19 protein-coding genes and 2 tRNA genes are annotated in these 26,471 nt (G+C 72.9%); 5 read left to right on the top strand and 16 right to left on the bottom strand.

Annotation, left to right across the window (positions count from 1 at the left end; translation table 11 throughout):
- Positions 1-114: 114 nt before the first annotated feature.
- The gene (locus K7G61_RS03260; RefSeq protein ID WP_225845031.1) at positions 115-642 is read right to left on the bottom strand and encodes a peptidylprolyl isomerase; all 528 of its coding nucleotides are present in this window, start codon (positions 640-642) and stop codon (positions 115-117) included.
- A gap of 307 nt (positions 643-949) precedes the next feature.
- Here K7G61_RS03260 and K7G61_RS03255 point away from each other — a divergent pair, with 307 nt between their 5' ends.
- Entirely contained in the window at positions 950-1,723 is a 774-nt protein-coding gene (locus K7G61_RS03255) for a DUF5324 family protein (protein ID WP_225845030.1), read from the top strand.
- Between the two features lie 145 nt (positions 1,724-1,868).
- Here the strand turns inward: K7G61_RS03255 and K7G61_RS03250 are convergent, their stop codons facing one another.
- Positions 1,869-3,443, bottom strand: a complete 1,575-nt coding sequence (locus K7G61_RS03250; RefSeq protein WP_225845029.1) for an MFS transporter — start codon at positions 3,441-3,443, stop codon at positions 1,869-1,871.
- A gap of 341 nt (positions 3,444-3,784) precedes the next feature.
- Positions 3,785-7,216: a BTAD domain-containing putative transcriptional regulator gene (locus K7G61_RS03245; protein ID WP_225845028.1), complete on the bottom strand. Its 3,432-nt coding sequence runs from the start codon at positions 7,214-7,216 to the stop codon at positions 3,785-3,787.
- Positions 7,217-7,509: 293 nt separating this feature from the next.
- Here K7G61_RS03245 and K7G61_RS03240 point away from each other — a divergent pair, with 293 nt between their 5' ends.
- A complete protein-coding gene (locus K7G61_RS03240) occupies positions 7,510-9,033 on the top strand; it encodes a methionine--tRNA ligase (protein ID WP_225845027.1) in 1,524 nt (507 codons plus the stop codon).
- Positions 9,034-9,081: 48 nt separating this feature from the next.
- On the opposite strand, the gene K7G61_RS03235 is transcribed toward K7G61_RS03240, so the two are convergent.
- Positions 9,082-9,711: a class I SAM-dependent methyltransferase gene (locus tag K7G61_RS03235; protein WP_225845026.1), complete on the bottom strand. Its 630-nt coding sequence runs from the start codon at positions 9,709-9,711 to the stop codon at positions 9,082-9,084.
- A gap of 92 nt (positions 9,712-9,803) precedes the next feature.
- Entirely contained in the window at positions 9,804-10,136 is a 333-nt protein-coding gene (locus K7G61_RS03230) for a carboxymuconolactone decarboxylase family protein (RefSeq protein WP_225845025.1), read from the bottom strand.
- A 294-nt stretch (positions 10,137-10,430) separates the two neighbouring features.
- Between K7G61_RS03230 and K7G61_RS03225 the strand changes: the two genes are divergently transcribed.
- Positions 10,431-10,724: a hypothetical protein gene (locus K7G61_RS03225; RefSeq protein ID WP_225845024.1), complete on the top strand. Its 294-nt coding sequence runs from the start codon at positions 10,431-10,433 to the stop codon at positions 10,722-10,724.
- Positions 10,725-10,979: 255 nt separating this feature from the next.
- Here the strand turns inward: K7G61_RS03225 and K7G61_RS03220 are convergent.
- Positions 10,980-11,052 (bottom strand) — tRNA-Ala (locus K7G61_RS03220).
- A 100-nt stretch (positions 11,053-11,152) separates the two neighbouring features.
- Here K7G61_RS03220 and K7G61_RS03215 point away from each other — a divergent pair.
- Both K7G61_RS03215 and K7G61_RS03210 read left to right on the top strand, forming a co-directional pair.
- On the top strand, positions 11,153-11,713 hold the full coding sequence (locus tag K7G61_RS03215; RefSeq protein ID WP_225845023.1) for a helix-turn-helix transcriptional regulator: 561 nt from the start codon (positions 11,153-11,155) through the stop codon (positions 11,711-11,713).
- A gap of 62 nt (positions 11,714-11,775) precedes the next feature.
- Positions 11,776-13,422, top strand: coding sequence for a serine/threonine-protein kinase (locus tag K7G61_RS03210; RefSeq protein ID WP_225845022.1), 1,647 nt, complete (start codon positions 11,776-11,778; stop codon positions 13,420-13,422).
- Positions 13,423-13,458: 36 nt separating this feature from the next.
- Here the strand turns inward: K7G61_RS03210 and K7G61_RS03205 are convergent, their stop codons facing one another.
- From K7G61_RS03205 to dnaN, 10 genes are all read right to left on the bottom strand, one after another.
- On the bottom strand, positions 13,459-14,820 hold the full coding sequence (locus K7G61_RS03205; RefSeq protein ID WP_225845021.1) for a hypothetical protein: 1,362 nt from the start codon (positions 14,818-14,820) through the stop codon (positions 13,459-13,461).
- A gap of 420 nt (positions 14,821-15,240) precedes the next feature.
- Positions 15,241-15,381, bottom strand: a complete 141-nt coding sequence (locus K7G61_RS03200) for a DLW-39 family protein (RefSeq protein ID WP_225845020.1) — start codon at positions 15,379-15,381, stop codon at positions 15,241-15,243.
- A gap of 350 nt (positions 15,382-15,731) precedes the next feature.
- Positions 15,732-15,805 (bottom strand) — tRNA-Ile (locus K7G61_RS03195).
- 73 nt (positions 15,806-15,878) lie between these two features.
- Complete coding sequence (locus tag K7G61_RS03190; protein WP_374204035.1) at positions 15,879-16,589, bottom strand: DUF3566 domain-containing protein; 711 nt, start codon at positions 16,587-16,589, stop codon at positions 15,879-15,881.
- Positions 16,590-16,592: 3 nt separating this feature from the next.
- Complete coding sequence (gene gyrA, locus K7G61_RS03185) at positions 16,593-19,259, bottom strand: DNA gyrase subunit A (protein WP_225845018.1); 2,667 nt, start codon at positions 19,257-19,259, stop codon at positions 16,593-16,595.
- Positions 19,260-19,301: 42 nt separating this feature from the next.
- A complete protein-coding gene (gyrB, locus tag K7G61_RS03180; protein ID WP_308190582.1) occupies positions 19,302-21,302 on the bottom strand; it encodes a DNA topoisomerase (ATP-hydrolyzing) subunit B in 2,001 nt (666 codons plus the stop codon).
- Between the two features lie 408 nt (positions 21,303-21,710).
- The gene (locus K7G61_RS03175) at positions 21,711-22,253 is read right to left on the bottom strand and encodes a DUF721 domain-containing protein (protein WP_225845182.1); all 543 of its coding nucleotides are present in this window, start codon (positions 22,251-22,253) and stop codon (positions 21,711-21,713) included.
- A gap of 104 nt (positions 22,254-22,357) precedes the next feature.
- Positions 22,358-23,545: a DNA replication/repair protein RecF gene (gene recF, locus K7G61_RS03170; protein WP_225845017.1), complete on the bottom strand. Its 1,188-nt coding sequence runs from the start codon at positions 23,543-23,545 to the stop codon at positions 22,358-22,360.
- Between the two features lie 52 nt (positions 23,546-23,597).
- Complete coding sequence (gene gnd, locus K7G61_RS03165; protein ID WP_225845016.1) at positions 23,598-24,479, bottom strand: phosphogluconate dehydrogenase (NAD(+)-dependent, decarboxylating); 882 nt, start codon at positions 24,477-24,479, stop codon at positions 23,598-23,600.
- 279 nt (positions 24,480-24,758) lie between these two features.
- Entirely contained in the window at positions 24,759-25,889 is a 1,131-nt protein-coding gene (dnaN, locus tag K7G61_RS03160; RefSeq protein WP_225845015.1) for a DNA polymerase III subunit beta, read from the bottom strand.
- Between the last annotated feature and the right edge of the window lie 582 nt (positions 25,890-26,471).

Here is a 26,471-nt window from a genome sequence, read left to right as displayed (position 1 = left end):
CGCCCGGCCACCGCTTCCCCGCCGCCGTTCCCGGGCCACCGCGGCCGGTCACCGCGGCCGGTCACCGCGGCCGGTCACCACCGCCCGGTCCGCTTCCGGTTCACCGGCCCCGGCTCAGCGCTTCTCGATCACCACGGTCTCGACGACCACGTCCTCCAGCGGGCGGTCGGTGCGCGGGTTGGTGGGCGCGCTGACGATCTTGTCGACGGTCTTGCGGCTGGTGTCGTCCGCGACCTCGCCGAAGATGGTGTGCTTGCGGGTCAGCCAGGTGGTGGGCGCGACCGTGATGAAGAACTGCGAGCCGTTGGTGTTCGCGCCGGCGTTGGCCATGGCCAGCAGGTAGGGCCGGTCGAAGGACAGGTCCGGGTGGAACTCGTCGGGGAACTCGTAGCCGGGACCGCCGGTGCCGTTCCCCAGCGGGTCGCCGCCCTGGATCATGAAGCCCGAGATGACGCGGTGGAACACCGTGCCGTCGTACAGCCTGGCGGTGGACGGCTCACCGGTGCGCGGGTCGGTCCATTCGCGGGTGCCCTCGGCGAGTCCGACGAAGTTGGCCACGGTCTTGGGCGCGTGGTTCGGCAGCAGCCGGATCACGATGTCGCCGTGGTTCGTCTTCAAGGTCGCGTAGAGCTGCTCGGCCACGTTCTGCCTTCCATAGGGTGCCGCATAGGTGCCTGCCAGGCGTCCGGAAGCGTGCCGCGGCTGCCCGGACCACAAGGGGGTCAACGGGTGTCCACAGCTCTCCCCGACGGGCACAAATACTCGCACGGCCCGCCCCTCGCCTGCGCGCTTCCCCCCTGGCTTCCGCACGCGGGAGGCCGCCTATACGGCCACCGTACGACGCAGTGACCCGTATGCCTTGCCGCACATGCCGTACCCGGCACGGCCGGGCATGATTTCAAACCGGTTGGAAAGGCGAAAACCGTACGCCACCGAGGAGGAGGTTCCTGTGACCCGCATCAACAGCGTGCGCCACGCGGCCGACGTGACGAAGGACAGCGTGCGGCACGCCGCGGAGGTGGCGGCACCGTACGCGAGCACTGCCAAGGAAGGTGCCGTGCGGTACGGCCGGCAGGCCGGTGTCTACGGCAGGCACTACGGCCGCGAGGCCCAGCGCCTGGCCAGGCAGCAGTACGAGGCGCGCCTCGCCGAGCGCGTCGCGATGGCTCGTGACCAGGCACGGGCCGCTGTACCGCCGAAGGCCGCGACAGTGGTGGAGACCGCCGCCAAGCGCACCGTGGAGACCGCCAAGGCCGCCGCCGAGTACACCGCGCCCCGCGTCGAGCAGGCCGTCACGGTCACGCGCGCGGTCACCGCTCCGGCCCGCGAGGAGGTCGTCGTGCGCGGCGCCGCCGCCCTGCACGCCCTGCGCGGCCAGGTCACGGCAGCGGAGATCGACCGGCTGGTACGGCGGCGGATGCGCCGTGAGCGCACCGGCCGCGCCTTCCGCGGCATGGTGGTCACAGGTCTCGCGGGCGGTGCCGTGATCGCCGCTTGGAAGTGGTGGAGCAAGCAGACCAACACCGACTGGCTGGTCGAGCCCGCCGAGGCCACCGAGGTCGACGAGCGCGGTACGACCCTCACCGTCGTCGACCCGCTGGACGAGACCTCCGCCCCCGTCAACGGCTCCGGCCCCGCCGTCGACCGCGTCGACGGCTCCCCCGAGGTCGGCGGCCTCGACCCGGAGGTCGAGGCCAAGCAGAAGGAGGAGGGCGAGGAGTAGGCGGCCGCCGCCGCCTCGCCGCAAGCGCGAGGGGCGCGGGGAACGGTCCCCGCGCCCCCTCGGCGTGCCCGGTGTACCGGCGTGTTTGCGCCGTGTCCTTCTCCCCCTCCGTCTCCCGTGGCTCCCCGTCCCGCTGTTCCTGCCGCTATTCCTGGCCCTGCCCGTCGAGCACCGCCGGGACGTTCCGCAGGCTGATCAGCGCGGCCACCGCTCCGGCCAGCATGAGGGAGCCGGCGATCAGCATCGTCGGCTGGAAGCCGTCGGTGAAGGCGACCCGGGCGGCGTCGATCACCGTGTGGCCGACCGTTCCCGGCAGGCCCGCGCCGGTCTGCACGCCACCGGTGACCGATTCGCGCGCGGCGGCCGTCTGGTCGGCGGTCAGCCCGCCCGGCAGCCGCAGGTCCGACCGGTAGAAGGCGCTGAGCACCGAGCCGAGGATCGCGATCCCCAGCGCGCCGCCGAGTTCCATCGCCGTCTCCGAGATGGCCGCGGCCGCTCCGGTCCTGGTCATCGGCACGCTCGCCAGGATGGAGTCGGAGGTGACGGCGAAGGTGAAGATGACCCCGACGCCGTTGACCACGATCAGCGGCAGGAGCTGCCAGTAGCTGGTGTGCGGGGTGACCGTGCCGATCCCGGCCGTGCTCACGGCCATCAGGGTCAGGCCGAGCGCCACCGTGCGGGCCCGCCCGATCCGGGGGATGAGCAGCGCGGAGACGGGAGCGGCGAAGGCGGCGGACAGGGGGCCGGGCAGCAGCGCGAGACCCGCGGTCAGCGGCGACCATCCGCGTACCACCTGGAAGTACAGCGAGCAGCCCAGCGACAGGGTGGACGAGGTGAACATCGTGACCACGTTGGAGGCGATCGCCCCGGAGAACGCCGGGTTGCGGAACAGCCGCAGTTCCAGCAAGGGCTCGGCGACCTTGGTCTGGCGGCGCAGGAAGGCGACCATCGCGGCCACGCCGATCGCGGCGGTGAGCCATGCCGTGCGGTCGTCGACGCCGTTGCGGGCGGCCGTCTTGATGGCGTAGACGATCCCGAACATGCCCACGACGGACAGCGGCACGCTCACCCAGTCCAGCCGCCCGGGACGCGGGTTGCGCGACTCCGGCAGGATCCAAGCCCCGGCGGCCAGGACCAGCGCCATCACGGGCACGTTGATCAGGAAGACCGAACCCCACCAGAAGTGGTCGAGCAGCAGGCCGCCGACCACCGGGCCGAGCGCGAAGCTCGCGGCTCCGACGCCGCTGCTGACGCCGATCGCGGTGGTCCGCTCCTTGGGGTCGGTGAAGGCGGCACGCACCAGCGACAGCGTGGACGGCATGATCGTCGCCCCGGCCAGCCCCAGCAGCGCCCGTGCCGCGATCAGCATCGCGGGACTGTCGGCGTAGGCGGTGAGCGCCGAGGCGGCGCCGAAGCCGGCGACCCCCATGAGCAGCAGCTTCTTGCGGCCTATCCGGTCGCCCAGGTTGCCCGCGACGATCAGCAGTCCGCCGAGCACGAGGCCGTAGACGTCCACGATCCACAGCAACTGAGTGGAGGAGGGGTTCAGTTGGCGGGACAGGGAGGGGATGGCGTAATTGAGGACGCTGTTGTCGATGCCGAGCAGCGCGGCGGCCACGCAGCAGATGGCCAGCACGGCCCAGCGGCGGCCGTCGCCGGCGGCCCCGGACGCGGCCGGTTCGGCCCGTACGGTCGGGTTCTTCTTCGGTGTCGTCGTCATGTCCAGCAGCGTGCGGGCAGGCGCTGACCGCCCCCTGACCGCGTCCTGACCGCCCCCTGACCGCGCGCACCGGCCGCGTACGTGCCCCGCGCCGCACCGGCCGCGTACGTGCCCCGCGTACGGGGGCCGCATGTGACCCGCGCGCCGGCCCGCGTACGCGGTACGGGCGGCGGCCGACGCCGGGCGGATCAGGCCGGCGTCGGGCAGCGCGGGTCGTGCCCGGCGTCAGCCCCGGCGGTCGGTCCCGGCATCAGGCCCGGCATCAGCCCCGGCATCAGGCGCGGCGGTCAGCCCCGGCATCAGGCCACGCCAGTCGGGCCGCGGGCCCCAGGCCGCGGGCGTCACGCGTCCCCCAGATACCGGTGGAGCACCCCGAGCGCCTCGTCGCGCGGCAGGGCCCGCGCCGCGGCCAGCGCCTCCTCGTAGGCGTCGCCGCCCAGCGCGTCGCGGGCCGCGGCCTCGGCGGCGTCGGCGTCCGGGCCGCCCGCCGCGCGGCCGCGCAGGGACCGCGCGACCCCCAGCAGGCAGGCGGCCGCGCGCGGGTCGCCCTCCAGGAGGGCGAGGCCGGCCACGGCCGCGGCGGCCGCCGCGGCCGCGAGCGGGAACTGCGCGGCGAGGCGCTCGGCGGCCACCGCCTCGCCGAAACACCTGCGCGCGCCCGCCGCGTCCCCTTCCGCGACGCAGATCCGGCCGAGGCCCAGCAGGACGGACAGCCGGGTGCCGTTGCTGGAGAACCAGCCCACCGGGCACTCGGCGAGCGCCTGCTCGCCCAGCTCCCGGGCCGCGGCCAGGTCGCCGCGCAGCCGGGCGGCCTCCGCGAGGCCGAGGTGGGCCATGGCGAGGGTCTCGGGGGCGCCCGCCCGGCGCGAGAGTTCCACGGCCCGCTCGCAGAAGGCGGTGGCGGCCGCGTGGTCCCCGGCCCGCAGGCTGCGGGCGGCGCGGTTGCAGAGCAGGTCGGCCATGTCCAGGGCCGAGTCCAGCTCCTCGGCCAGGACCTGCGCCTGGCCGAGCAGGGCGACGGCCCGCCGCAGGTCGCCCTGGTAGTCGGCGAGGTCGGCCAGGACGCCGAGGCAGGTGATCATGCCCCAGCGCTCGCCCTGGCGGCGGAACCCCTCCAGCGACGTCTCGCACTCGCGCCGCGCGGTCTCGGCGTCGGCCCCGATGACCCATGCCTGGAATCCGTGGCCGAGGTGGATCAGCGCCCGGTACCAGGGGTCGCCGGTCTCACGGAGGAAGCGGTCGATCCCCGCCTCGGTCTCCGGCGACCGCTCCGGCACCCCGGCGAAGGGCGCCCACAGCAAGGTGAGCGCCGGGTACCGCCGGGCCAGCCGGTGCCCGGCCTCGACGACGGCCGCGGCGGCCGCCACGTGCTCCGCGTACTCGCGGGCGTCGGGCAGCGTGCTGACCACGGCCATCACGCACAGGGCGTACTCCTCCTCCATGCCCTCCGGCGGGTGCGGGCCGACCGCGGCGAGCACCCGCCGGGCCGGTTCGACCCCCTCGTACCGCATCCCGCGCAGCAGCCAGTACGAGGACAGCGCCGCGATCAGCCGCATGGCGGTGGGGATGTCGCCGTCGGCGAGGGAGCGGTGCAGGGCGGCGTGGAGGTTGTCGCGGTCGTCGGACAGCCGCCGCAGCCAGTCCAGCTGCGCGGGCCCGCGCAGATACGGGTCGGCGGTCAGCGCGAAGTCCAGGAAGTACGCGGTGTGGGCGCGGCGCGTGGCCGCGGTCTCGCCGGCCTCGGCCAGCCGCTCGGCGCCGTATGCCCGGATCGACTCCAGCATGCGGTACCGGACCCGTCCGGCCGGGTCCGGCGGCTGGGCCAGGCACAGGGACTTCTCCACCAGGGCCGCGACCACGTCGAGCACGTCGTCGGGGGCGATCCCGGCGCCCTCCCGGGAGTCCGCCGGGCCCCCCGGGTCGGCGCAGACCGCCTCGGCGGCCTCCAGCGTCCAGCCGCCCGCGAACACCGACGCCCGGCGCAGCACCGCCCGCTCGTCCTCGGGCAGCAGGTCCCAGCTCCAGTCGACCACCGCGCGCAGCGTGCGCTGCCGCGGCTGGGCGGTACGGCTGCCGCGGGACAGCAGCCGGAAGAGCGCGTCCGGCCGTACGCCGAGGCTGTACGGGAGCGCGTCGTCGGCCGGCGTGCCGAGGCGGGCCGCGATCTCGGTGACGGACATCGAGCGCAGCCTGGCGGCGGCCAGCTCGATGGCCAGCGGCAGCCCGTCGAGGACGGTGCACAGGCGCACGACGGCCTCGGGGTCGGCGGCCGGGTCGAAGTCGGGCCGGACGGCCTTGGCGCGGTCGGTGAACAACCGCACCGCCGGGGACGTCAGCGCCTGCTCGGTCCCGGTGCCGGGCGGCGGCACTTCCAGGGGCGCCACCGGGCACAGCGTCTCGCCGTTGATGCCGAGGGCCTCCCGGCTGGTGGCCAGGACACGCAGCCCTGGCACGGCGGCCAGCAGGCGCTCGGCCAGCGCGGCCGCGTCCGCCACCAGGTGCTCGCAGTTGTCCAGGACGAGCAGCGCGGGGCGGCCGTCGAGGGCGGCGGCGATCCGCGCCACGGGGTCGGGCGGCCCGGCGGCCGCGGGTGGATGGGCCGCGTGCCCGCCGGGGCCGCCGGGCGCCAGCAGACCGCCCTCGCGCAGCCCGAGAGCGCCCAGGACGGCCTGCGGCACGTCGGCCCCCGCGGTGAGGCCGGCCAGCTCCACGAAGGCGGCGTCGTGCGCGTACCGTCCCGCGGCTTCGACCGCGAGCCTCGTCTTGCCCGCGCCGCCCGGGCCGATCAGGGTGACCAGCCGGCCGCTCGCCAACTGTTCGCCGATCCTGCCGAGTTCCGCGGCCCGGCCGACGAAGCTGGTGAGCTGGGCGGGAAGTTCGTGCCGGGGCGCGGGCGGCGGCTCGGGGGAGTCGCCGGCCGCGGAGGCCGCGTTCGGCACCGCGCGCGGTGCCGATGCCGCGGTCGACGGCGGGGTCGACGCAAGGATCGACGCCGCACGCGGTGCCGACGCCGATGTTCCACGTGGAACATCGGGCATGAGCGACGGGTCGCCACGAAGGACGGCCAGATGGACGGCGGCCAGCTCCGGGCCGGGGTCGGCGCCGAGGGAGTCGGCGAGTTCGCGGCGCGCCGCCTCGTACGCCGCCAGGGCCTCGCTCTGCCGCCCGCTCCCGTACAGCGCGCGCATCAACTGGCCGCGCAGCCGTTCCCGCAGTGGATGGGAGGCCACCAGCTCGCCCAGCTCGGCGACCAGTTCCCGGTGCCGGCCCAGCGCCAGGCGTGCCTCGGCCCGGTCCTCCAGGGCCGCCACCCGCAGCTCCTCCAGCCGTACGACCTGGGCCGCGGCGAAGGGCGCGTCGCGGACGTCGGCCAGGGCCGGGCCCCGCCACAACTCCAGCGCCTCGGCCAGCAGTTCCTCCGCCTTCTCGGCCGCGCCCTCCGCGAGCGCCTCCCGCCCTGCCGCGCTCAGCCGCGTGAACCTGTGGACGTCCACCTCGTCCGGCTCGACCACCAGCCGGTAGCCCGCCGGATGCCCTTCCACCGCCACCGGCAGCACCTGCCGCAGCCGCGATATCTGCGACTGCACGGCGTTCCCCACGCCGGCGGGCGCGTCCTCCCCGTACAGCCCGTCGACCAGCCGCTCGACCCCCACCACCCGGCCGGCGTCGAGCAGCAGCAAGGCCAGCGTCGCCCGGCGTCTCGGCCCTCCGAGCGCGACCTCGCACCCGTCGGCGCCGAGTACGCGCGTCGCCCCCAGAATTCCGAACCTCACGCGCCGATTGTGTCGAACAGCGCCCGCACGGGCGACCCCGGCGCCGCCACGGGTTCGGCCTCCGGTTCCACCCGGCGGCGCAGGCATCGGGGCGCCCCGGGGCCGGGCACAAAGCCAGCGACAGCGCGTGTCCCCTTTGCTACGCTCGGGATCATGATCACGCATTCGTCCCAGCACCGGATGATGCCCCGCCATCGGGGCCGCTGAGCACGGACGCGTACCGCATCCAAGGCCCCGGGTCGGGGCCCTGAGTGGTGTGCGTTCCAGGTCCCCGCTCCCGGCAGGAGGGACCCATGACCGTACGACGCCACTACATCACCACGACCATTCCCTACGTCAACGCCCGCCCCCACCTGGGCTTCGCCCTGGAACTCGTCCAGGCGGACACGCTGGCCCGCTACCACCGCCACCGAGGCGACGAGGTCCGGCTGCTCAGCGGTACGGACGACAACTCGCTGAAGAACGTCCTGGCCGCCGAGGCGGCCGGTGTCGACGTGCGGTCCTTCGTCGAGCGCAACGCCGACGCCTTCGCCGCGCTGCGCGAGCCGCTCTCGCTGAGCCTCGACGACTTCATCCGCACCAGCAGCGACCCCCGCCACCGGGCCGGGGTGGAACGGCTGTGGCGCCGGTGCGCCGCGGCCGGCGACCTCTACCGCAAGGAGTACGAGGGCCTGTACTGCGTCGGCTGCGAGCAGTTCTACCCGCCCGGCGAGCTCGTCGACGGCCGATGTACCGAGCACGGCACGCGACCCCAGCTCGTCAGCGAGGAGAACTGGTTCTTCCGGCTCTCCCGTTACGGCGACCGCCTGCGCCGGCTCGTCTCGGACGGCGACCTGCGCGTCGAACCCGCGGTCCGCCGCAACGAGGTCCTCGCCCTGATCGACGGCGGCCTGCGCGACTTCTCCGTCTCCCGCTCCCACGAGCGCGCCCGCGGCTGGGGCATCCCCGTGCCCGACGACCCCGGCCAGGTGGTCTACGTGTGGTGGGACGCGCTCGGCAACTACGTCACCAGCCTCGGGTACGGGACCGGCGACGCCGCCTACGAGCGGTGGTGGGCGGGCGGCGGGCGGCGCGTCCACCTGGTCGGCAAGGGAGTGGTTCGCTTCCACGCCGTGTACTGGCCGGCCATGCTGCTGTCGGCCGGGCTGCCGCTGCCCACCGACATCCTGGTGCACGACTACCTCACCGTGGGCGGCCGCAAGATCAGCAAGTCCGGGGGGACCACCGTCGACCCGGCCGCGCTGGCCGCGGACCACGGCACCGACGCGGTGCGCTGGTGGCTGCTGCGCGACGTACCGCGGGTCGGGGACGCCGACTTCACCGCCGAGCGCCTGATCGCCCGGGCGGACGCGGACCTCGCCGGGGGACTGGGCAACCTCGTCCACCGCGTGGTGACCATGGTCCACCGCTTCCGCGGCGGAAGGGTTCCCGTCCCCGCGTCCGGCGACGCGGCGGCGCTGGCGGCCGTGTGCCGGAACGTTCCCGGCCTCGTCGACGCCGCGCTCGCCGACTTCGACTTCCGGCGGGCCACCCGCGCCCTCTGGAGCGTCGTGGAGGAGGCCAACCGCTGCGTCGACGCCTACCGGCCCTGGGAGCTGGCCCGGGCCGAACGGCAGGGCACGGGCGAAGCGGCCGAACGCCTGGACACCGTGCTGTTCACGCTGGTCGCGGCGTGCCGCGTGCTGGCCGGCGAACTCGGCCCCTTCGTCCCGGACGCCGCCGAGCGCGTCGCCCGGCAACTGACCCCGACCGGCGGCCGCCTGCCCGCGCCGCGCCCGCTCTTCGCCCGCCTCGGGGAGAGCCCGCGGCAGGGATGACGCGGAAGGCGCGGTCGGATCAGCCCGGCGGGCGTCGGCGGACAGGCCCTATGAACGACGGGCCAGCAGGTGGGCGTCGAGGAAGCCCCGTTCCGAGGCCGGGTCATGGAGCAGCCGGGCGAACGGCACGAGCCCGGCACCGGCCAGCAGGTCCGCGAGGCGGTCCGCCGGCCAGCTGTAGGCAGGTGTCACCTTGTGGTCGAACCGGACCGGCTCCGGTCCGCCGGTTCCGAAGAACGAGACCAGGAGCAGGCCGCCCGGTGCCAGAACACGTGCCTGCTCGGCGAGCAGCAGCGGCAGTTCCCCCGGCGGGGTGTGGATCATCGAGTAATGGGCGAGTACGCCGCCGAGCGCGCCGTCCCCGACCGGCAGAGACTCCATCCGCGCCTCCTGGAAGCGCAGCGCGGGATGGGCCCGCCGGGCGTGGTCGACCATGCCGGGGGAGAGGTCGATTCCGAAGGCGTCCAGGCCCAGTTCGTGCAGCATGGCCGTCAGATGTCCGGGCCCGCACCCGACGTCAGCCGCTCGCGGATTGCCCGTAGCGCGCACCAGTTCGGCGAAGGTGCCGATCATGGCCCGGGCGAACGGCTGCCCCTCCAGGCGGTCCGCGAACAGCGACGCGTACAACTCGACGACACCGTCGTAGGCCGCCCTGGTCCTTTCCCGATGATCCACCACAGGGAAGGACTTTAATGCCGGTCCGATGATCGGCCTTGCGCCAGGCCGAGTTGAGCCCTTGCCGCGGGACCGCCGGCAGGGGTCGCCAGGCCCTAGCCGGACTGGCCGGACTGGCCGGACTCCTCGGCGACCGCGATCGCGATGCCCAGTGCCTCGGTGATGTGCCCGGCGGCGGCCATCACGCGCGCGGTGCCGACGACGGGCGCGATCGCCACCAGCACGTCCTGCAACTGCTCCGCCGACAGCCCCGACCGCACGGCGGGACCGACGTGCGCGGCGTAGGAGATCGTGGGAGCGTCCATCGCGGCCAAGGCCGCGATGCGGGTCAGAATGAGCGTCCGATCGTCCAGACCGCAGCGTTCCAGGGAATCAACGGTCATGGCGGTGAGCGTGTCGAGAACCGGGGTGTCCGTGGGTGAGGCCATTTCCGAGTCACCTCTTCCGCGTCGGCAACGTGCATTTCCACCGTAGGACCGCACCCCTTCCCCCCGCACGCCGAGCCGACAGCCCCAGCCCCGGCCCCCAGCCAGCCCGGAGCAGGCTGCCGGACGACAGGCACCGCGTGGGCACGTCACCGGCGCCCTGGATTATCGCCTCGCGGCCCGGTGGAAAACCGAGCGGGCGCGCGAAGCGGACGGACCGTCCCTGATGCCCCGGTACGCTCCTCCGACGTGGGCGCCGGCCCCGTCTCCCGAGAGAGACCGGAAGGACATCGGACAGTGCCGAACCTGCGGCTGTACCCGGAGTTCCAGTGCCACCCGACCTGGCTGGAGAATGACGGCGCCGCCGAGAACGTGGCCCCCGAGGAACTCCCCCTCTCACCGAAGCTGACGGCCGCGCTCAACGACTGGCAGGACCGTTGGGACGCCACATACGACTTGGCAGACCCCATGAGCGCCGGGTTCTCCTCCGACTCCGAGGAGCAGGAGTTCCGCGAGGACGGCGAGAACCTGGCCGCACGGCTCAGGTCCGAACTCGGCCCGGACTGGACGGTGCGCCTGCGGGTCATCTGACCGCGGTGCTTTCGAGCCGACCGGCTTGGGGTGGAAGTCGGTGGGACGACCACCGCGCCCTCGCCTCCCGGCAAGCCGCCCTCGCGTACCACCGGTTCAGGAGCTCCGCGCAGCGATCCGCCCCGGACGAGTGAAGGAATTGTGCGCCCGGCCGCGGGGGCGAGGGAGCCGATGGGTACGGAATACGCACCGCACACGCCCGCGGCCCCCTCACCCGCATCGGGCGAAGGGGCCGCTGACCTGCTGGAACAACCGTGGAGCCTAGGGGATTCGAACCCCTGACATCTGCCTTGCAAAGGCAGCGCTCTACCAACTGAGCTAAGGCCCCGTGTCGCAGACAGCGTACCGGTTCCGGTGGTCGGGGCGGAGAGGGGATCGGGGTCCGTAGGATGGTTCGTCGTATTCGCGGGCTGGGGACGGGAGCGCGTATGGATGGGGTGACGCGGGATTCCGTCAGTCGTGCCGAGGAGGCCAGGGAGCTCCAGCGCGGGTGGTACGGGGAGCCGCTGGGGGAGCTGTTCCGGCGGCTGATCGCGGATCTGGGGCTGAACCAGTCGCGGCTGGCCGCGGTGCTGGGGCTGTCCGCGCCGATGCTGTCGCAGTTGATGAGCGGGCAGCGGGCGAAGATCGGCAACCCCGACGTGGCGCAGCGGCTGCAGGCCCTGCAGGAGCTGGCCGGGCAGGTCGCCGACGGGCGGATCGACGCCGTGGAGGCGGCCGGCCGGATGGCGGAGATCCGCGAGTCCACCGGATCGTCGGTGCTGAGCGCGGGCATGCGCCGGGTGCCGGGTGAGGCGGGGTACGCCTCGGCGCCGCAGGTGGTACGGGGGATCCAGACGGTGCTGCGGTCACTGGCCGCCGCGGACGAGATCGAGCGGGCCGCGCTCGCCCTCGCGCCCGGCCACCCGCAACTGGCAGAGTTCCTCCGTGTGTACGGCGCCGGGCGGACCAGTGACGCGGTCGCCCATTTCGAGGCGCATCAGGACTGACCGCACGGCAGGACGCGCCGGCGAGACGGGCGCGGCAGGGCGAAGGGGACGGACGGCACACCATGGGTGAGCTCTTCGCGGGCCGCTACGAACTGGTGGACCCGATCGGACGCGGAGGCGTCGGCGCGGTCTGGCGCGCCTGGGACCAGCGCCGCCGCCGCTACGTCGCCGCCAAGGTGCTGCTGCAGAGCGACGCCCACGCGCTGCTGCGCTTCGTACGCGAGCAGGCGATGCGCATCGACCACCCGCACGTACTGGCCCCGGCGAGCTGGGCGGCCGACGACGACAAGGTGCTGTTCACCATGGACCTGGTGCGCGGCGGCTCGCTGTCGCACCTGATCGGGGACTACGGGCCGCTGCCGCCGCACTACGTCGCCGTCCTGCTCGACCAACTGCTCGCGGGCCTGGCCGCCGTGCACGCCGAGGGCGTGGTCCACCGCGACATCAAACCGGCCAACGTCCTGCTGGAGGCCACCGGCACCCGCTCCCCGCACGTGCGGCTGTCGGACTTCGGCATCGCCATGCGCAAGGGCGACGCCAGGCTCACCGAGACCAACTACGTGGTGGGGACACCCGGTTACTTCGCGCCCGAGCAGCTCATGGGCGCCGAACCGGACTTCCCGGCCGACCTGTACGCGGTCGGCCTCGTCGTGCTCTACCTGCTCAGCGGGCAGAAGCCGGACGCCGACGCCATCAGGGAGCGCTTCCTCGCGGCCGGGATGCCGCCCGCGCCGCTGGGGGTGCCGGACGCGCTGTGGCAGGTGATCGGCTCCTTGCTGCAGCCCAACCCGGACACCCGGTTCCGTACGGCCACCGGCGCGCGCAAGGCGCTGGCCGCCGCCCTGGAACTCATCCCGGGCCCGGCGCCCGACGAGGAGCCGATAGAGATCTTCGACCAGATCGGTCCGCTCCCCGAGGGCTTCGGCCCCGACGGACCGCTGGCCCCGGCCCGGCGTCCCATCACCCCGCGCCCCCCGGGCACCCCGGGCAGGCACGCGGCGCCGCCCATGCCCACCTACCAGCCCGGTACGCACCCGCGGACCCGGCCGGACCCGCCCCTGCCCGCCACCCCGCCGCCCCCGGGGACCCCGCCGCCCCCGGGCCCTCCGCCGGCGCACACGCCGGGGCCGGCATCAGGGCCGGCGTCAGGGCCGCCGGTACCGGGAGCCGTGCCCGGCCCGGGGACGCCGTCGCCGGGAGCCGTACCCGCGCACGCCGCGCGCACCCCCGCTCCCGCTCCCACCGAGGCGCGAGCCCACGCCCGCGTCCAGGCGCGGGAACCGGAGTACGCGCAGGAATACGCCCAGGTGCACGGCTACACGCCGCCCCCCGCCGCCTCCTCGACATCCGCGCCCGCCGCCACGCCCCTGCCGCCCGCCCCGCAGCGGCCGGGTCCGGGCCCCGGCTCCGTACGGGAGCCCGCCCCCGCACCCCCACCGTCCGCCGCACCTCCCGCGATCGAGTCGGCCGAGCAGGTCGCGCCGATCGGGTCGGCCGAGCCGGCCGAGCCCGTCCAGCCGATCCAGCCGCGGCCCGCGGCACACCCGCGCCATTCCGGCGCCCCCTTCGCGCCCAACACCGAGACCGCCTCCGCCGTGGTGCCCGCGCCCCGGAGGAAGCCGGGGCCGCCGGCGTCGGTGGTGATCACGGTCCTGGTACTCGCCACCCTCTGCTTCGCGGTCGGGATCGCCGCCCTGATGGCTTCCTGATGGCTTCCTGATGCCTTCCTGAGCGCGGCGTCCTCGTCACCCGTGCGACGGCCCCGGGTCCATGGCGCGCCGGCCCCGGTCCCGGCGCCGGGCCAGGACCGTCCAGCCCGCGAGGCCGGCGAGCAGCACCGTGCCCGTACCGAAGGCTCCGAAGGCGAGAAGGCGCAGCCCAGGCGTGCCGGAGGACGAGGACGACGGGGCGGCGGCGGACGCGGAGGACGTCGGGGGCGTCCCGTCCGCGCCGGTCACGTCGTGCGCCGAGACGCCGATGCCGGCCTTCGCCGGATCGCCCGCGTAGGGCGGTCCCGGCAGGGCGGTGCCCTTGACGTCGACCCGCAGGGTGAGCGCCACCGGCCGGCCGCCACCGACCACCTGGGCGACCTTGGGGTGCACGCTGACCGCGAAGTAGTACCAGCCCGCGTACCGCACCGCCGACACCTGCGCGTCGGAGGTGGTGCGGTTCGTGTACGACACCGGCGCGAGCTGCGTGCCGATCCGTACGAGGCGGCCGTCATAGGAGTGGCCGGCGCCGGTGATGAACTTGCGCACCGGGCTGTACGCGCGCAGGCGCACGCCGGAGCCCACGAGCGAGGACGACGCGCCGCCCGCCGCCTGGGCGCCGCCGAAGTCGGCGAAGACCGTGGCCTGCTGGCCCCAGTCGACCGGCACTTTGTAGAAGCGGGTCTCGCCGGGCAGCACCTGGTCCTGCCAGATGCCGGTGCGCACCGGCGCCGCGGTCTCCGGGGAGGGGCCGCCCTGGGCGTGTCCCACGGTGCCGGTGGTCAGCGGAGTGGGCGAGGCCGAGCCGAGGTAGGGGGCGGGCTCCGGCGTGGCGCCCGGGCGCAGCGGCGGCTCGACGACGTAGCGCAGTTCGAGCGGCCAGGCCGTGGTGTCCGAGCCGCCGCTGCCGCTGGTGCGGCGCACCCGCAGGTGGTACTGCCCCGCTCCGTCGCACGGGGAGTCGGCGCCGGCCGTGCGGGACACCGCCGTGCCCACCGGCCGCGGGGCGCCCTGGTCGTCGAGGGCCGCGTCGTCCCGGTCGCAGAGCGTCCCGTCCGCGCCGATGAGCTCCACCTCGATGCCGTCGCCGTACGTCACCCGCGCGCCGGGCGGCGGGACGGCGAAGGCGGAGGCGTACGCCGAGGAGGTCCCGTCGAGCTTGATGCCGTAGTACCTGGTCTCACCGGGCCTGATGGTGTCGCGGTACGTGACGGCCGCCCGCATCCGCGGCGCACCGGTGAGGGCGAAGTGGCCGGCCAGCGGCTCGCCGGACGGCTGCCACACGGCGGGCCGGCGGGCGGCGGGTGCCCCGGCGTCGTCGGAGAGGGCCTGGCCCCGGCCCTGGAGGGCGGCGAGCGCCATCAGGGCGGCCGCCGCGGTGACGATCGTGCGCTTCATGCCCACCCCTTGTCGTCCGGTCGCGGGCCCCGTCCGCGCCTCCCGGGCGCCGACGTGCCCACGACGCCAGTACGGCACCAGAGCGTACGAGGCGGGGGCCCGTCGAGGGGCGGCTCCGGCCATTCCGCGACCGCCGGGCCATCGGCGGCACATACCCCCGGGACCGTGCGGGGACACTCCGACGCCCTGGCATTCCCGGCGAACCGCCCCCACAAGCTCCGGGGCCGCACCGAAGGCCCCAGGGCCACTCCCTGCCCGGGAGCGCCCGGTACCGCCCCCGAAATCCCCCGAACCCCCGAACCCCCGAAACCACCGCCGGAAGCCGCCGAAACCGCGGCCGGACACGAGAAAGGCCCCGGTCGCATCACGCGGCCGGGGCCCGGAGACCTGGCAGGCGCTCGTCCGGCGCCGCGGGCGGCCTCAGGCGCCGGCGCCGGAATCGGCCGGGACGGCGTCAGTGGCTTCCGTCCACAGGTCCTGCTCGGCGCGGTCGGCCTGAATCTGTCGGTAGACGAACAGCCCGGCGACGGCGGCCAGTGCGACCAGGAGAAACTTCTTCACCGCGCGACCTCCTTCTTCTTGGGTAGGACGAGCTTCGGACCTGCCCGACTATACACAGCGGCCGATAGCGAACGGTGACCTGCGAACGGGCCCGGCGAAGCCGGCTCCCGCCCCTTCACCGCGTCCCTTTTCCCGTTCTCCCCCGCGGGATCCCGCGGGATCCCGCGGGCCGCGGAAGGCGGAAAGCCCGGGGAAATCCGGCCCCCGGCGCCGGGCCCCCGGCGCCGAGCTCAGTGCCAGGCCCTCGGTACTCGCCCCCGGTGCTCGACCAGCAGGGCCACGGCCACCAGCGCCGACCCGGCACACGCGAACGGGCACCCACCCCATGGGTAGGTGCCCGTCTCGACCGGTGGGGCTAACAGGACTTGAACCTGTGGCCTCTTCCTTATCAGGGAAGCGCTCTAACCGTCTGAGCTATAGCCCCGCGCGCTGCACGAAAGGTTAGCGCACCAGGGGCCGTGCCCCAAAATCGGTTACCGCGGTCCCGGGTTGCCCGGTCACTCGTCCTCGGCCAGCGTCAGCTCGATGCCGCCGACGAAGCCGGCGGACATGTTGTAGATGAAAGCGCCGAGCGTGGCCAGCGCGGTGGCCAGGATCACGTCGATCACGGCGATCACCACGGTGAAGAGCAGGACATGGGACAGGGACAGGAAGGAGACCAGGTCGAAGCCGCCCTTGCCGCCCTGCTTGGAGGTGGTGGCCTCGCTGATCGTATTGCCGACGGTGTTGAAGACGCCGATGGTGTCCAGCACCGACCACAGCACGGCCACCGCCACGATGGAGCAGATGCCCACCGCGATGGACAGCAGGAAGCTGACCTTCATCACCGACCAGGGGTCGGCCTTGGCCACCCGCAGCCGGGCCTTGCGGGTGCGCGGGGCGGTGCGGGCGGCGGCCGGACGGGGCTTGCGCACCCCGGCGGCGGCCTGCCCGTATCCGGACCCGCCGACCGTGCCGGACGTACCGGCGCCGGACGCCGCGGAGGCCGCGGCCATGCCCGACACGCCGGCCGTGCCGGACGTTCCGGAACTCATCGGCGGGGTGGACGGCGGCGGGGGCGCGTACGCCGACGGCGGCTGGTGCGGCTGCCCCGGCTGACGGGCGTCCGTCACTGAGTAACCCCCTTCGCGCGCAGTGCCCCGGTGGGACGGGCCACGGGCACCTCCGGTCGTCCCGGGACCACCCGCGGCGCCCGTGGCTCCACTCACGGCTTACTCCTCCGGTTCGCCGGCCCCGGGCGCCTCGCCCGCGGCCGCAGTGTCATGCTGTGCGGCGTCGGCCACCGTAGTGGCCGCTTCCGGTTCGACCACAACCCCCGTGGCCGACTCCGCTTCCTCCTCCGCCTCGGCGTTGCGTGCGATACCGACGACGGCGTCGCGCTTGGCGAGGTTGATGAGCTGGACGCCCATGGTGTCACGCCCGGTTTCCCGGACACCGTTGACCCGGGTACGGATCACGCCGCCGCTCAGGGTGATGGCGAGGATCTCGTCGCTGTCCTCGACCACCAGGGCCCCGACCAGCGAGCCACGGTCCTCCACGATCTTCGCCGCCTTGATGCCGAGCCCGCCGCGCCCCTGGACCCGGTACTCGTCGACGCGGGTCCGCTTGGCGTAGCCGCCATCGGTGGCGGTGAAGACGAACGTACCCGGCCGCACCACGTTCATGGACAGCAGTTCGTCACCTTCGCGGAAACTCATCCCCTTCACGCCCGAGGTGGCCCGGCCCATCGGCCGCAGCGCCTCGTCGGTGGCGGTGAAGCGGATGCACTGCGCCTTGCGGCTGACCAGCAGCAGGTCGTCCTCGGCGGAGACCAGCTCGGCGCCGATCAGCTCGTCGAAACCGCCCTCCACGTCCGCCTCGCGCAGGTTGATGGCGATCACGCCGCCCGAGCGCGGCGAGTCGTAGTCCTTCAGCGGGGTCTTCTTCACCAGGCCGGACTTGGTGGCGAGCACCAGGTAGGGCGCCGCCTCGTAGTCCTTGATCGCCAGGATCTGCGCGATCCGCTCGTCGGGCTGGAAGGCCAGCAGGTTGGCGACGTGCTGGCCGCGCGCGTCCCGGCCGGCGTCGGGGAGTTCGTACGCCTTGGCGCGGTAGACGCGGCCCTTGTTGGTGAAGAACAGCAGCCACTGGTGGGTGGTCGTCACGAAGAAGTGGTCGACGATGTCGTCCTGCTTCAGCTTGGTGCCGCGTACGCCCTTGCCGCCGCGCTTCTGCGACCGGTAGTCCTCGGTCTTGGTGCGCTTGACGTAGCCGCCGCGGGTGATGGTGACGACGATGTCCTCCTCGGCGATCAGGTCCTCGATGGACATGTCGCCGTCGAAGGGCACCAGCTTGGAGCGCCGGTCGTCGCCGAACTTCTCGACGATGGCCTGCAGTTCCTCGCTGATGATCTGCCGCTGCCGCTCGGGCGAGGCCAGGATGCGGTTGTACTCGTTGATCTTCGCCTGGAGTTCGTCGTGCTCCTGGACGATCTTCTGCCGCTCCAGGGCGGCCAGCCGCCGCAGCTGCATCTCCAGAATCGCGTTGGCCTGGATCTCGTCGATGTCCAGCAGGTCCATCAGGCCGGTGCGGGCGGTGTCGACCGTGTCGCTGCCGCGGATCAGGGCGATGACCTCGTCGATCGCGTCCAGCGCCTTGAGCAGGCCGCGCAGGATGTGCGCCCGCTCCTCGGCCTTGCGCAGCCGGAACCTGGTGCGCCGGACGATGACCTCGATCTGGTGGGTGACCCACAGCTTGATGAACTGGTCGAGCGACAGGGTGCGCGGGACGCCGTCCACCAGCGCCAGCATGTTGGCGCCGAAGTTGGTCTGCAGGTCGGTGTGCTTGTAGAGGTTGTTCAGCACCACCTTGGCGACCGCGTCGCGCTTGAGGACGATCACCAGCCGCTGGCCGGTGCGCGAGGAGGTCTCGTCGCGCACGTCGGCGATCCCGGCGACCCGCCCGTCCTTGACCAGGTCGGCGATCTTCTGAGCCAGGTTGTCCGGGTTGACCTGGTACGGGAGTTCGGTCACGACCAGGCACTGCCGGCCCTGGATCTCCTCGACCTCCACCACCGCGCGCATGGTGATCGAGCCGCGGCCGGTGCGGTACGCGTCCTCGATGCCCTTGCGGCCCACCACCAGCGCGCCGGTCGGGAAGTCGGGGCCCTTGATGCGCTCGATCAGCGCGTCCAGCAGCTCCTCGGGGGAGGCGTCGGGGTTGGCCAGGGCCCACTGCGCGCCCTCGGCCACCTCCCGCAGGTTGTGCGGCGGGATGTTGGTGGCCATGCCGACCGCGATGCCCGCCGAGCCGTTGATCAGCAGGTTGGGGAAGCGCGAGGGCAGGACCGTCGGCTCCTGGTTGCGGCCGTCGTAGTTGTCCTGGAAGTCGACGGTCTCCTCGTCGATGTCCCGGACCATCTCCATCGACAGCGGCGCCATCTTGCACTCGGTGTACCGCATGGCGGCCGCCGGGTCGTTGCCCGGGGAGCCGAAGTTGCCGTTGCTGTCGACCAGCGGCATGCGCATCGACCACGGCTGGGCCAGCCGGACCAGGGCGTCGTAGATGGAGGAGTCGCCGTGCGGGTGGTACGTACCCATGACGTCGCCGACCACGCGGGCGCACTTGTAGAAGCCGCGCTCGGGGCGGTAGCCGCCGTCGTACATCGCGTACAGCACGCGCCGGTGCACCGGCTTGAGGCCGTCGCGGACGTCCGGCAGGGCGCGCGAGACGATGACGGACATCGCGTAGTCGAGATAGCTGCGCTGCATCTCGGTTTCGAGGCCGACGGCCTCGACGCGCAGGGCGATGTCCGTTTCGGTGGTCGTGCCCTCCACGATCCGCGACTCGCTGCCGGGGTCGTCGGGCGCGGGCACGCCGGTGGGGGTTTCGTCGGCCATTGCTGGTCAGAATCCTTTCGATGCGGGCTGGTGCGGGCCGACTCAGATGTCGAGGAAGCGGACATCCTTGGCGTTGCGCTGGATGAAGGAGCGCCGGGCCTCGACGTCCTCGCCCATCAGCACCGAGAACAGGTCGTCGGCCAGGGCGGCGTCGTCGAGCGTGACCTGCCCGAGCACCCGGTGGTCCTGGTCCATGGTGGTGACCCGCAGCTCCTCGGCGTTCATCTCGCCGAGGCCCTTGAAGCGCTGGATGGAGTCCTCGCGGACCCGCTTGCCGTTGTTCCGGCCCAGCTCGATCAGCGCGTCGCGCTCCGCGTCCGAGTAGGCGTACTCGAAGTCGTCCCGGCCCCACTTGATCTTGTACAGCGGCGGGCGGGACAGGTACACGTGCCCGGCCTCGACCAGTGGCCGCATGAAGCGGAACAGGAAGGTCAGCAGCAGGGTGTTGATGTGCTGGCCGTCCACGTCGGCGTCCGCCATGAGGATGATCTTGTGGTAGCGCAGCTTGGCGATGTCGAAGTCCTCGTGCACGCCGGTGCCGAAGGCGGAGATCAGCGCCTGGATCTCCTGGTTCTGCAGGATCTTGTCGAGCCGGGCCTTCTCCACGTTGAGGATCTTGCCGCGGATCGGGAGGATCGCCTGGTACTGCGGGTTGCGGCCGGACTTGGCCGAGCCGCCGGCCGAGTCGCCCTCGACGATGAAGATCTCGCACTTCGTCGGGTCGTTGGACTGGCAGTCGCTGAGCTTGCCGGGCAGCGACGCGGACTCCAGCAGCCCCTTGCGGCGGGTCAGATCCCGGGCCTTGCGGGCGGCGACCCGGGCGGTGGCCGCCTGGATCGACTTGCGGATGATGTCCGACGCCTCGTTCGGGTTGCGGTCCAGCCAGTCGCTGAGGTGCTCGTGGACGACCTTCTGCACGAAGGTCTTGGCCTCGGTGTTGCCCAGCTTGGTCTTGGTCTGGCCCTCGAACTGCGGCTCGCCCAGCTTGACCGAGATGATCGCGGTCAGGCCCTCGCGGATGTCCTCGCCGGTGAGGTTGTCGTCCTTCTCCCGGAGCAGCTTCTTCTCCCGCGCGTAGCGGTTGACCAGGCCGGTCAGGGCCGCGCGGAAGCCCTCCTCGTGGGTGCCGCCCTCGTGGGTGTGGATCGTGTTGGCGAAGCTGTAGACACCCTCGCTGTACTGGTTGTTCCACTGCATCGCGACCTCGACCGACAGCAGCCGCTCCTTGTCCTCCGCCTCGATGTCGATGACGGTGGGGTGGACCAGCTCGCCCTTGCGCGAGTTGAGGTACTTCACGAAGTCGACGATGCCGCCCTCGTAGTGGTACGTGGCGGTGAGCGCCTTGCCCTCCTCGTCCACGTGGTCCGGGCGCTCGTCGGTCAGCGAGATGCGCAGGCCCTTGTTGAGGAAGGCCATCTCCTGGAACCGGCGCGAGAGCGTCTCGAAGCTGTAGTCCGTGGTCTCGAAGATGTCCGGGTCGGCCCAGAAGGTGACCGAGGTGCCGGTGGTCGCGCTCGCCTCGTTCTTGGCCAGCGGCGCGGTGGGCACGCCCAACTTGTAGTCCTGTGTCCAGCGGAAGCCGTCGGTGCGCACCTCGACCGCCACCCGCGTCGACAGCGCGTTGACCACCGAGACGCCGACGCCGTGCAGACCGCCGGAGACCGCGTAACCGCCGCCGCCGAACTTGCCGCCGGCGTGCAGCACGGTCAGGACGACCTCGACGGCGGGCTTGCCCTCGGAGGGCACGATGCCCACCGGGATGCCGCGGCCGTTGTCCACCACGCGCACGCCGCCGTCGGCGAGGATCGTGACGTCGATGGTGTCCGCGTGACCGGCCAGTGCCTCGTCGACCGAGTTGTCGACGACCTCGTACACGAGGTGGTGCAGGCCCCGCTCACCGGTCGAGCCGATGTACATGCCGGGACGCTTGCGCACCGCGTCGAGTCCCTCGAGCACGGTGATCGCGCTGGCGTCGTAGGACTTGTTGGAGTTCTCGTTGAGGTTGCCGGAATCGGCCACGAAGCGCCCTTTCTGGCACAGCACGGCCCACGTCCCGCGTCAGCGGGAACGGCCGTGTCGATCTGGTGTCGTTCTCGTGTCGTACGACATGTTCCGCTGGGGTACCCCTGCCTGGTGCCAGGGGAGGGCGGTGTTGCTTACCAGTCTACCGGTAGCGGCGACATGAATGGGGCTTTGGCGGTACCTGAGTTCCCATGTGCCGCCCAAAACCGCGGTCGCGCGACTCCCTACACGCGACCCGGGGTCCTGGACGGCTCACACGGGCATTCAGGGCTTCCGGCTGTCAACCCCCGGCTACGCTGTGCAGGGATGCCCCGGCCGGCCCGCCGACCTGTGCGGACGCGGCCGCGGCAGGGGTCCGGGGCGGTACGGGCACGGGTGCGCGCGCGGCCCGGGCGAACTCCCGTATCGCTCGTAAGGGGCCGGGTGCGGTCATCCGTACGTATCGCCGGGGCCGCGGCTGCCGGGGGCGCGCAGCCTGCCGTACGAGCGGGTGGGCGCCGCCGGGCCGAGCACCTTGATCGCCGTGACGGTGCCGTGGCCGAGGTCGGCGTTGAGGCGGGCCACCAGGGTCGGGGCCAGCAGCCGCAACTGCGTGGCCCAGGCGGTGGAGTCGCAGGTCACGGTGAGCACCCGTGCCTCCTCGTCGTACCGGTCCGGCGAGCAGTGCAGCGCCACCTCGGGGCCCACGAGCTGTGGCCAGCGGCCCATCACGCCGCCGACCGCGGCGGGGGCTTCCCAGCCGCGCTCGGTGATCAGGCGGTTGATGGCCGCGCCCAGCGGCAGCGGGTCGCGGCCGTCGGCCCGGGCGCCGCTGCGCAGACCACCGCGCCTGGCCTGCTTCTTCTGCACGGCGGCGGCGCCGCGGGCGCGGGCCTGCTCCTTGGCGGCGCGCAGGGCGACGCGGGCGAGGTCCACGCCGGAGGCGGCGGGGCCCGCGGGGCCGAGGGATCCGGCGGATCCGGCGGATCCGATGGATTCGACGGATCCGGCGGGGCCGAGGGGGCCGGCGGGTCCGGCAGGGGGCGACTGTTGACCGAATTGTCCGCTTTGTCGCGCCACTTCGTGATTCTCGTCACTCACAGCCGCTCCACCGCCCCGTTCTCCACCGAGAATCGCGCTCCTCGCAGCACGCCCGGCACGTCGTCGTCCACCGCGGCGGTGACCAGCACCTGCTCGCCCGCTGCCACCAGCTCCGCCAGCCGCACCCGCCGCCGCTCGTCCAACTCGGCGAACACGTCGTCGAGTACGAGCACGGGCTCGCCGCCGTCCGCGCACAGCAGCTCGTACGAGGCCAGCCGCAGCGCGAGCGCGTACGACCACGACTCGCCGTGACTGGCATAGCCCTTCGCGGGCGCCGGGCCCAGATTCAGCACCAGGTCGTCGCGGTGCGGGCCGACCAGCGTCACACCCCGCTCGATCTCCTGGCGCCGAGCCGCGCCCAGCGCCTCCAGCAGCCGCCCGTACAGGTCCTCCCGGCCCGAGGCCCCCGCCAGGCTCCCCCAGTCCTCGGCCGGCGGGATGCCCGCGCCCATCGAGCCGCGGTAGTCCAGGCCGACCGGGCCGCCGCCCGGGGCGAGCTGCTCGTACGCCTTGTCGGTCAGCGGCTGCAGCGCCGCCACCAGGTCCAGGCGGTGTGCCAGCAGCTCGGCGCCGGCCCGTGCCAGGTGCTGGTCCCAGATGTCGAGGGTGGAGAGATCCCCCGCAGACTTCGTCGCGGGAGGTGCCCCCAGGCCCTTGCCGCCGTGCCTGCGGGCCAGCGCGGCGGTCTTGAGCAGCGTGTTGCGCTGCTTGAGCACCCGGTCGTAGTCGCCGCGGACCCCCGCGAGCCGGGGCGCGCGGGCGGTGATCAGCTCGTCGAGGAAGCGCCGCCGCTCGCCCGGGTCGCCCTTGACCAGGGCCAGGTCCTCGGGGGCGAACAGCACGCTGCGGACGATGCCCAGCACGTCACGCGGCCGGGCCGGGGAGGAGCGGTTGATCCTGGCGCGGTTGGCGCGGCCCGGGTTGATCTCCAGCTCGACCAGTTGGCGCCGGTCGCCCTGCGCGACCTGGGCGCGGATCACGGCCCGCTCGGCTCCGATCCGGACCAGCGGGGCGTCGGAGGCGACCCGGTGGCTGCCGAGCGTGGCCAGGTAGCCGACCGCCTCGACCAGGTTGGTCTTGCCCTGGCCGTTGGGCCCCACGAAAACCGTGACGCCCGGGTCGAGGGGGACCTCGGCCCGGGCGTAGGAGCGGAAGTCGGCGAGCGAAAGGTGCGTGACGTGCATCGCGTTGCTGGCGCGCCGGACGCGCCGACCTCCCTGCTGTTACTCGCTGCTGCTATTCGGCGGCGGTCACCGCGTGGCCGCCGAACTCGTTGCGCAGCGCGGCGATCATCTTCATCTGCGGCGAGTCGTCCTGGCGGGACGAGAAGCGGGCGAACAGGGAGGCGGTGATCGCCGGCAGCGGCACCGCGTTGTCGATCGCGGCCTCGACCGTCCACCGGCCCTCACCGGAGTCCTGGGCGAAGCCCCTGAGCTCGTTGAGGTGCTCGTCCTTGTCCAGCGCGTCCACGGCCAGGTCCAGCAGCCAGGAGCGGATGACGGTGCCGGCCTTCCACGAGCGGAAGACCTCGCGGACGTCGGTGACCGAGTCCACGGCCTCCAGCAGTTCCCAGCCCTCGGCGTAGGCCTGCATCATCGCGTACTCGATGCCGTTGTGCACCATCTTGGCGAAGTGGCCCGCGCCGACCTTGCCCGCGTGCACCGCGCCGTACTCGCCCTCGGGCTTGAGCGCGTCGAAGAACGGCTGCGCCTTGGCGACATCGTCCTCGGTGCCGCCGTACATCAGGGCGTAACCGTTGGCCAGGCCCCACACGCCGCCGGAGACGCCGCAGTCGACGAAGCCGATGCCCTTGGCGCCCAGCTGCTCGGCGTGCTTCTCGTCGTCCGTCCAGCGCGAGTTGCCGCCGTCGACGACCAGGTCGCCCGGCGAGAGCAGCTCGCCCAGCTCGTCGATGGTGGACTGGGTGGGGCCGCCGGCCGGGACCATCACCCACACCACGCGCGGCGCCTGCAGCGAGTCCACAAGCTCCTTCAGGCTGTGGACATCGGCGAGGTCCGGGTTCCTGTCGTACCCGATGACGGTGTGGCCCGCGCGGCGGATGCGCTCACGCATGTTGCCGCCCATCTTGCCGAGACCGATGAGACCGAGCTGTGCCATCACTGACCCTTCGTCCGAAACGTCCGAATAATCCGGAATATGCGAACCGCTCGGACTGCCCGAACCGTTCGACGCGAACTGCTCCCTTGACCTGAGAACGAGCCTACGTCGGCCGGTCGCGAGCCGTTCGACCGGACGCCCCGGTCGAACTCGGCGAGGCCGCCGCCCGACCGCTCGCGGCACCGATCGGCCGCGCCCGGGCGGCCCCGACCCGGCCGCCCGGATCCCGGCCCGTCGTGCCGGCCCGCCAGGCCGGCACGGCCGCGGTCCGGCACGGGCTCAGCCGGACAGGCGCACCGGCATGATCAGGTACTTGTACGCATCGTCGGCCTCGGCGTCGACCGCCGGGCGGCCGCTGAGCAGCGCCGGCTTGGTCGAGGTCGTGAAGGAGAGCTGGGCGACCGGGGAGTCGATCGCGCTCAGTCCGTCGAGCAGGAAGGTCGGGTTGAAGGCGATCGAGATGTCGTCGCCGTCCAGCTTGGCGTCGACCCTTTCCACAGCCTGTGCGTCGTCGCTGGAACCGGCCTCCAGGGTCAGCACGCCCTGCTCGAAGCTCAGCCGCACCGGAGTGTTGCGCTCGGCCACCAGGGAGACGCGCTTGACCGCCTCGACGAAGGGCGCGGTCTCGATCACCGCCACCGAGGCGAACTCGGTGGGGAAGAGCGTGCGGTACTTGGGCAGGTCGCCCTCCAGCAGCCTGGTGGTCGTCCGGCGCCCGGCGCCCTCGAAACCGATCAGGCCCTCGCCCGCGCCGGACCCGGCGAGCGCGATGGCGACGGTGTCACCGCTGGTCAGCGACTTGGCGGTGTCCAGCAGGGTCTTGGCGGGCACCAGGGCGACGGCCGAGATGTCGGACTGCTCGGGCTTCCACAGGAACTCACGGACCGCGAAGCGGTAGCGGTCGGTGGCGGCGAGGGTCACCGTGTCGCCCTCGATCTCGATCCGCACACCGGTGAGCACCGGCAGGGTGTCGTCGCGGCCGGCCGCGATGGCCACCTGGGCGGCCGCGGCGGCGAAGACCTCGCCGGGGACGGTGCCGGAGGCGGTGGGCATGGCGGGCAGCGCCGGGTACTCCTCCACAGGCAGGGTGTGGAGGGTGAACCGCGAGCTGCCGCAGACGACGGTGGCCCGCACGCCGTCCGTGGAGATCTCGACAGGGCGGTTGGGCAGCGCCCGGGAGATGTCGGCGAGCAGCCGGCCGGAGACCAGCACGGTGCCCTCCTCGTCCACCTCCGCGTCCACCGCGACCCGGGCCGAGACCTCGTAGTCGAAGCCGGACAGGCTGAGCCTGCCCTCCTCGGCCCGCAGCAGCAGGCCCGCCAGGACGGGCACCGGGGGACGTGCCGGGAGGCTGCGAGCCGCCCAGGCCACCGCTTCGGCGAGTACGTCGCGCTCCACCCGGATCTTCACCGGAACCGCCTCCTGCTTGTTGCTGTCTGTCGGGGACCAGTCTGACGCACAGGACTGACACTCGGTGGCGGTTGGCGTCAAGCCGGGGGCAAGGGTCCGGGACGGCTCCGGGCCGAGTTGTGCACAGCCCCCACTTCGAATCGAGTTCCGGGCTCTCTACTCGTAGCAGTAGTAGTAGGGGTTGTGGATACCGTGGATAAGTGGTTCCGGCGCAGGTCAGAGCGCGTTTTTTATCCACACTGCCTGTGGACGGGAGCGGTGGAAAACCACCTGCCTCTGTGGACAGCCGAAAGTTGTCCACACGCGATTCACAGGCAGCCCGGAGTTCTCCCCAGGTGTGTCCCCAGAAATACCCAGGTTCTCCCCAGGCCAACCCACCGCCTTGGTGTGATGCCTTTCACTCTCCCGTGGGACAGACGGCATTTCGTTGCCGAACAGTGGACAAAGGTGTGGAGAACCCGGCCTCTCCTGTGCACAACCGGCTCCATCCTGTGGGTGACGTGTGGACAACCGGCCGGGGGCCTCTGTGGGCACCCGCATGGTCCACAGTCTGTGGATTCCGGTTACCCACATATCCACACC

The organism is Streptomyces sp. HPF1205, assembly GCF_020400825.1.
In the GTDB taxonomy this organism is placed as follows: domain Bacteria; phylum Actinomycetota; class Actinomycetes; order Streptomycetales; family Streptomycetaceae; genus Actinacidiphila.
Note: the sequence above shows the minus strand (reverse complement) of the source record. Positions and strands in the feature narration are given on the sequence as shown.

Bases quoted from the DNA above. Each gene is read 5' to 3' on its own strand.
- K7G61_RS03250 (WP_225845029.1), bottom strand. From the start codon at position 3,443: ATGACGACGACACCGAAGAAGAACCCGACCGTACGGGCCGAACCGGCC.
- K7G61_RS03240 (WP_225845027.1), top strand. From the start codon at position 7,510: ATGACCGTACGACGCCACTACATCACCACGACCATTCCCTACGTCAAC.
- K7G61_RS03230 (WP_225845025.1), bottom strand. From the start codon at position 10,136: ATGGCCTCACCCACGGACACCCCGGTTCTCGACACGCTCACCGCCATG.
- K7G61_RS03215 (WP_225845023.1), top strand. From the start codon at position 11,153: ATGGATGGGGTGACGCGGGATTCCGTCAGTCGTGCCGAGGAGGCCAGG.
- K7G61_RS03210 (WP_225845022.1), top strand. From the start codon at position 11,776: ATGGGTGAGCTCTTCGCGGGCCGCTACGAACTGGTGGACCCGATCGGA.
- K7G61_RS03205 (WP_225845021.1), bottom strand. From the start codon at position 14,820: ATGAAGCGCACGATCGTCACCGCGGCGGCCGCCCTGATGGCGCTCGCC.
- gyrA (WP_225845018.1), bottom strand. From the start codon at position 19,259: ATGGCCGACGAAACCCCCACCGGCGTGCCCGCGCCCGACGACCCCGGC.
- recF (WP_225845017.1), bottom strand. From the start codon at position 23,545: ATGCACGTCACGCACCTTTCGCTCGCCGACTTCCGCTCCTACGCCCGG.
- gnd (WP_225845016.1), bottom strand. From the start codon at position 24,479: ATGGCACAGCTCGGTCTCATCGGTCTCGGCAAGATGGGCGGCAACATG.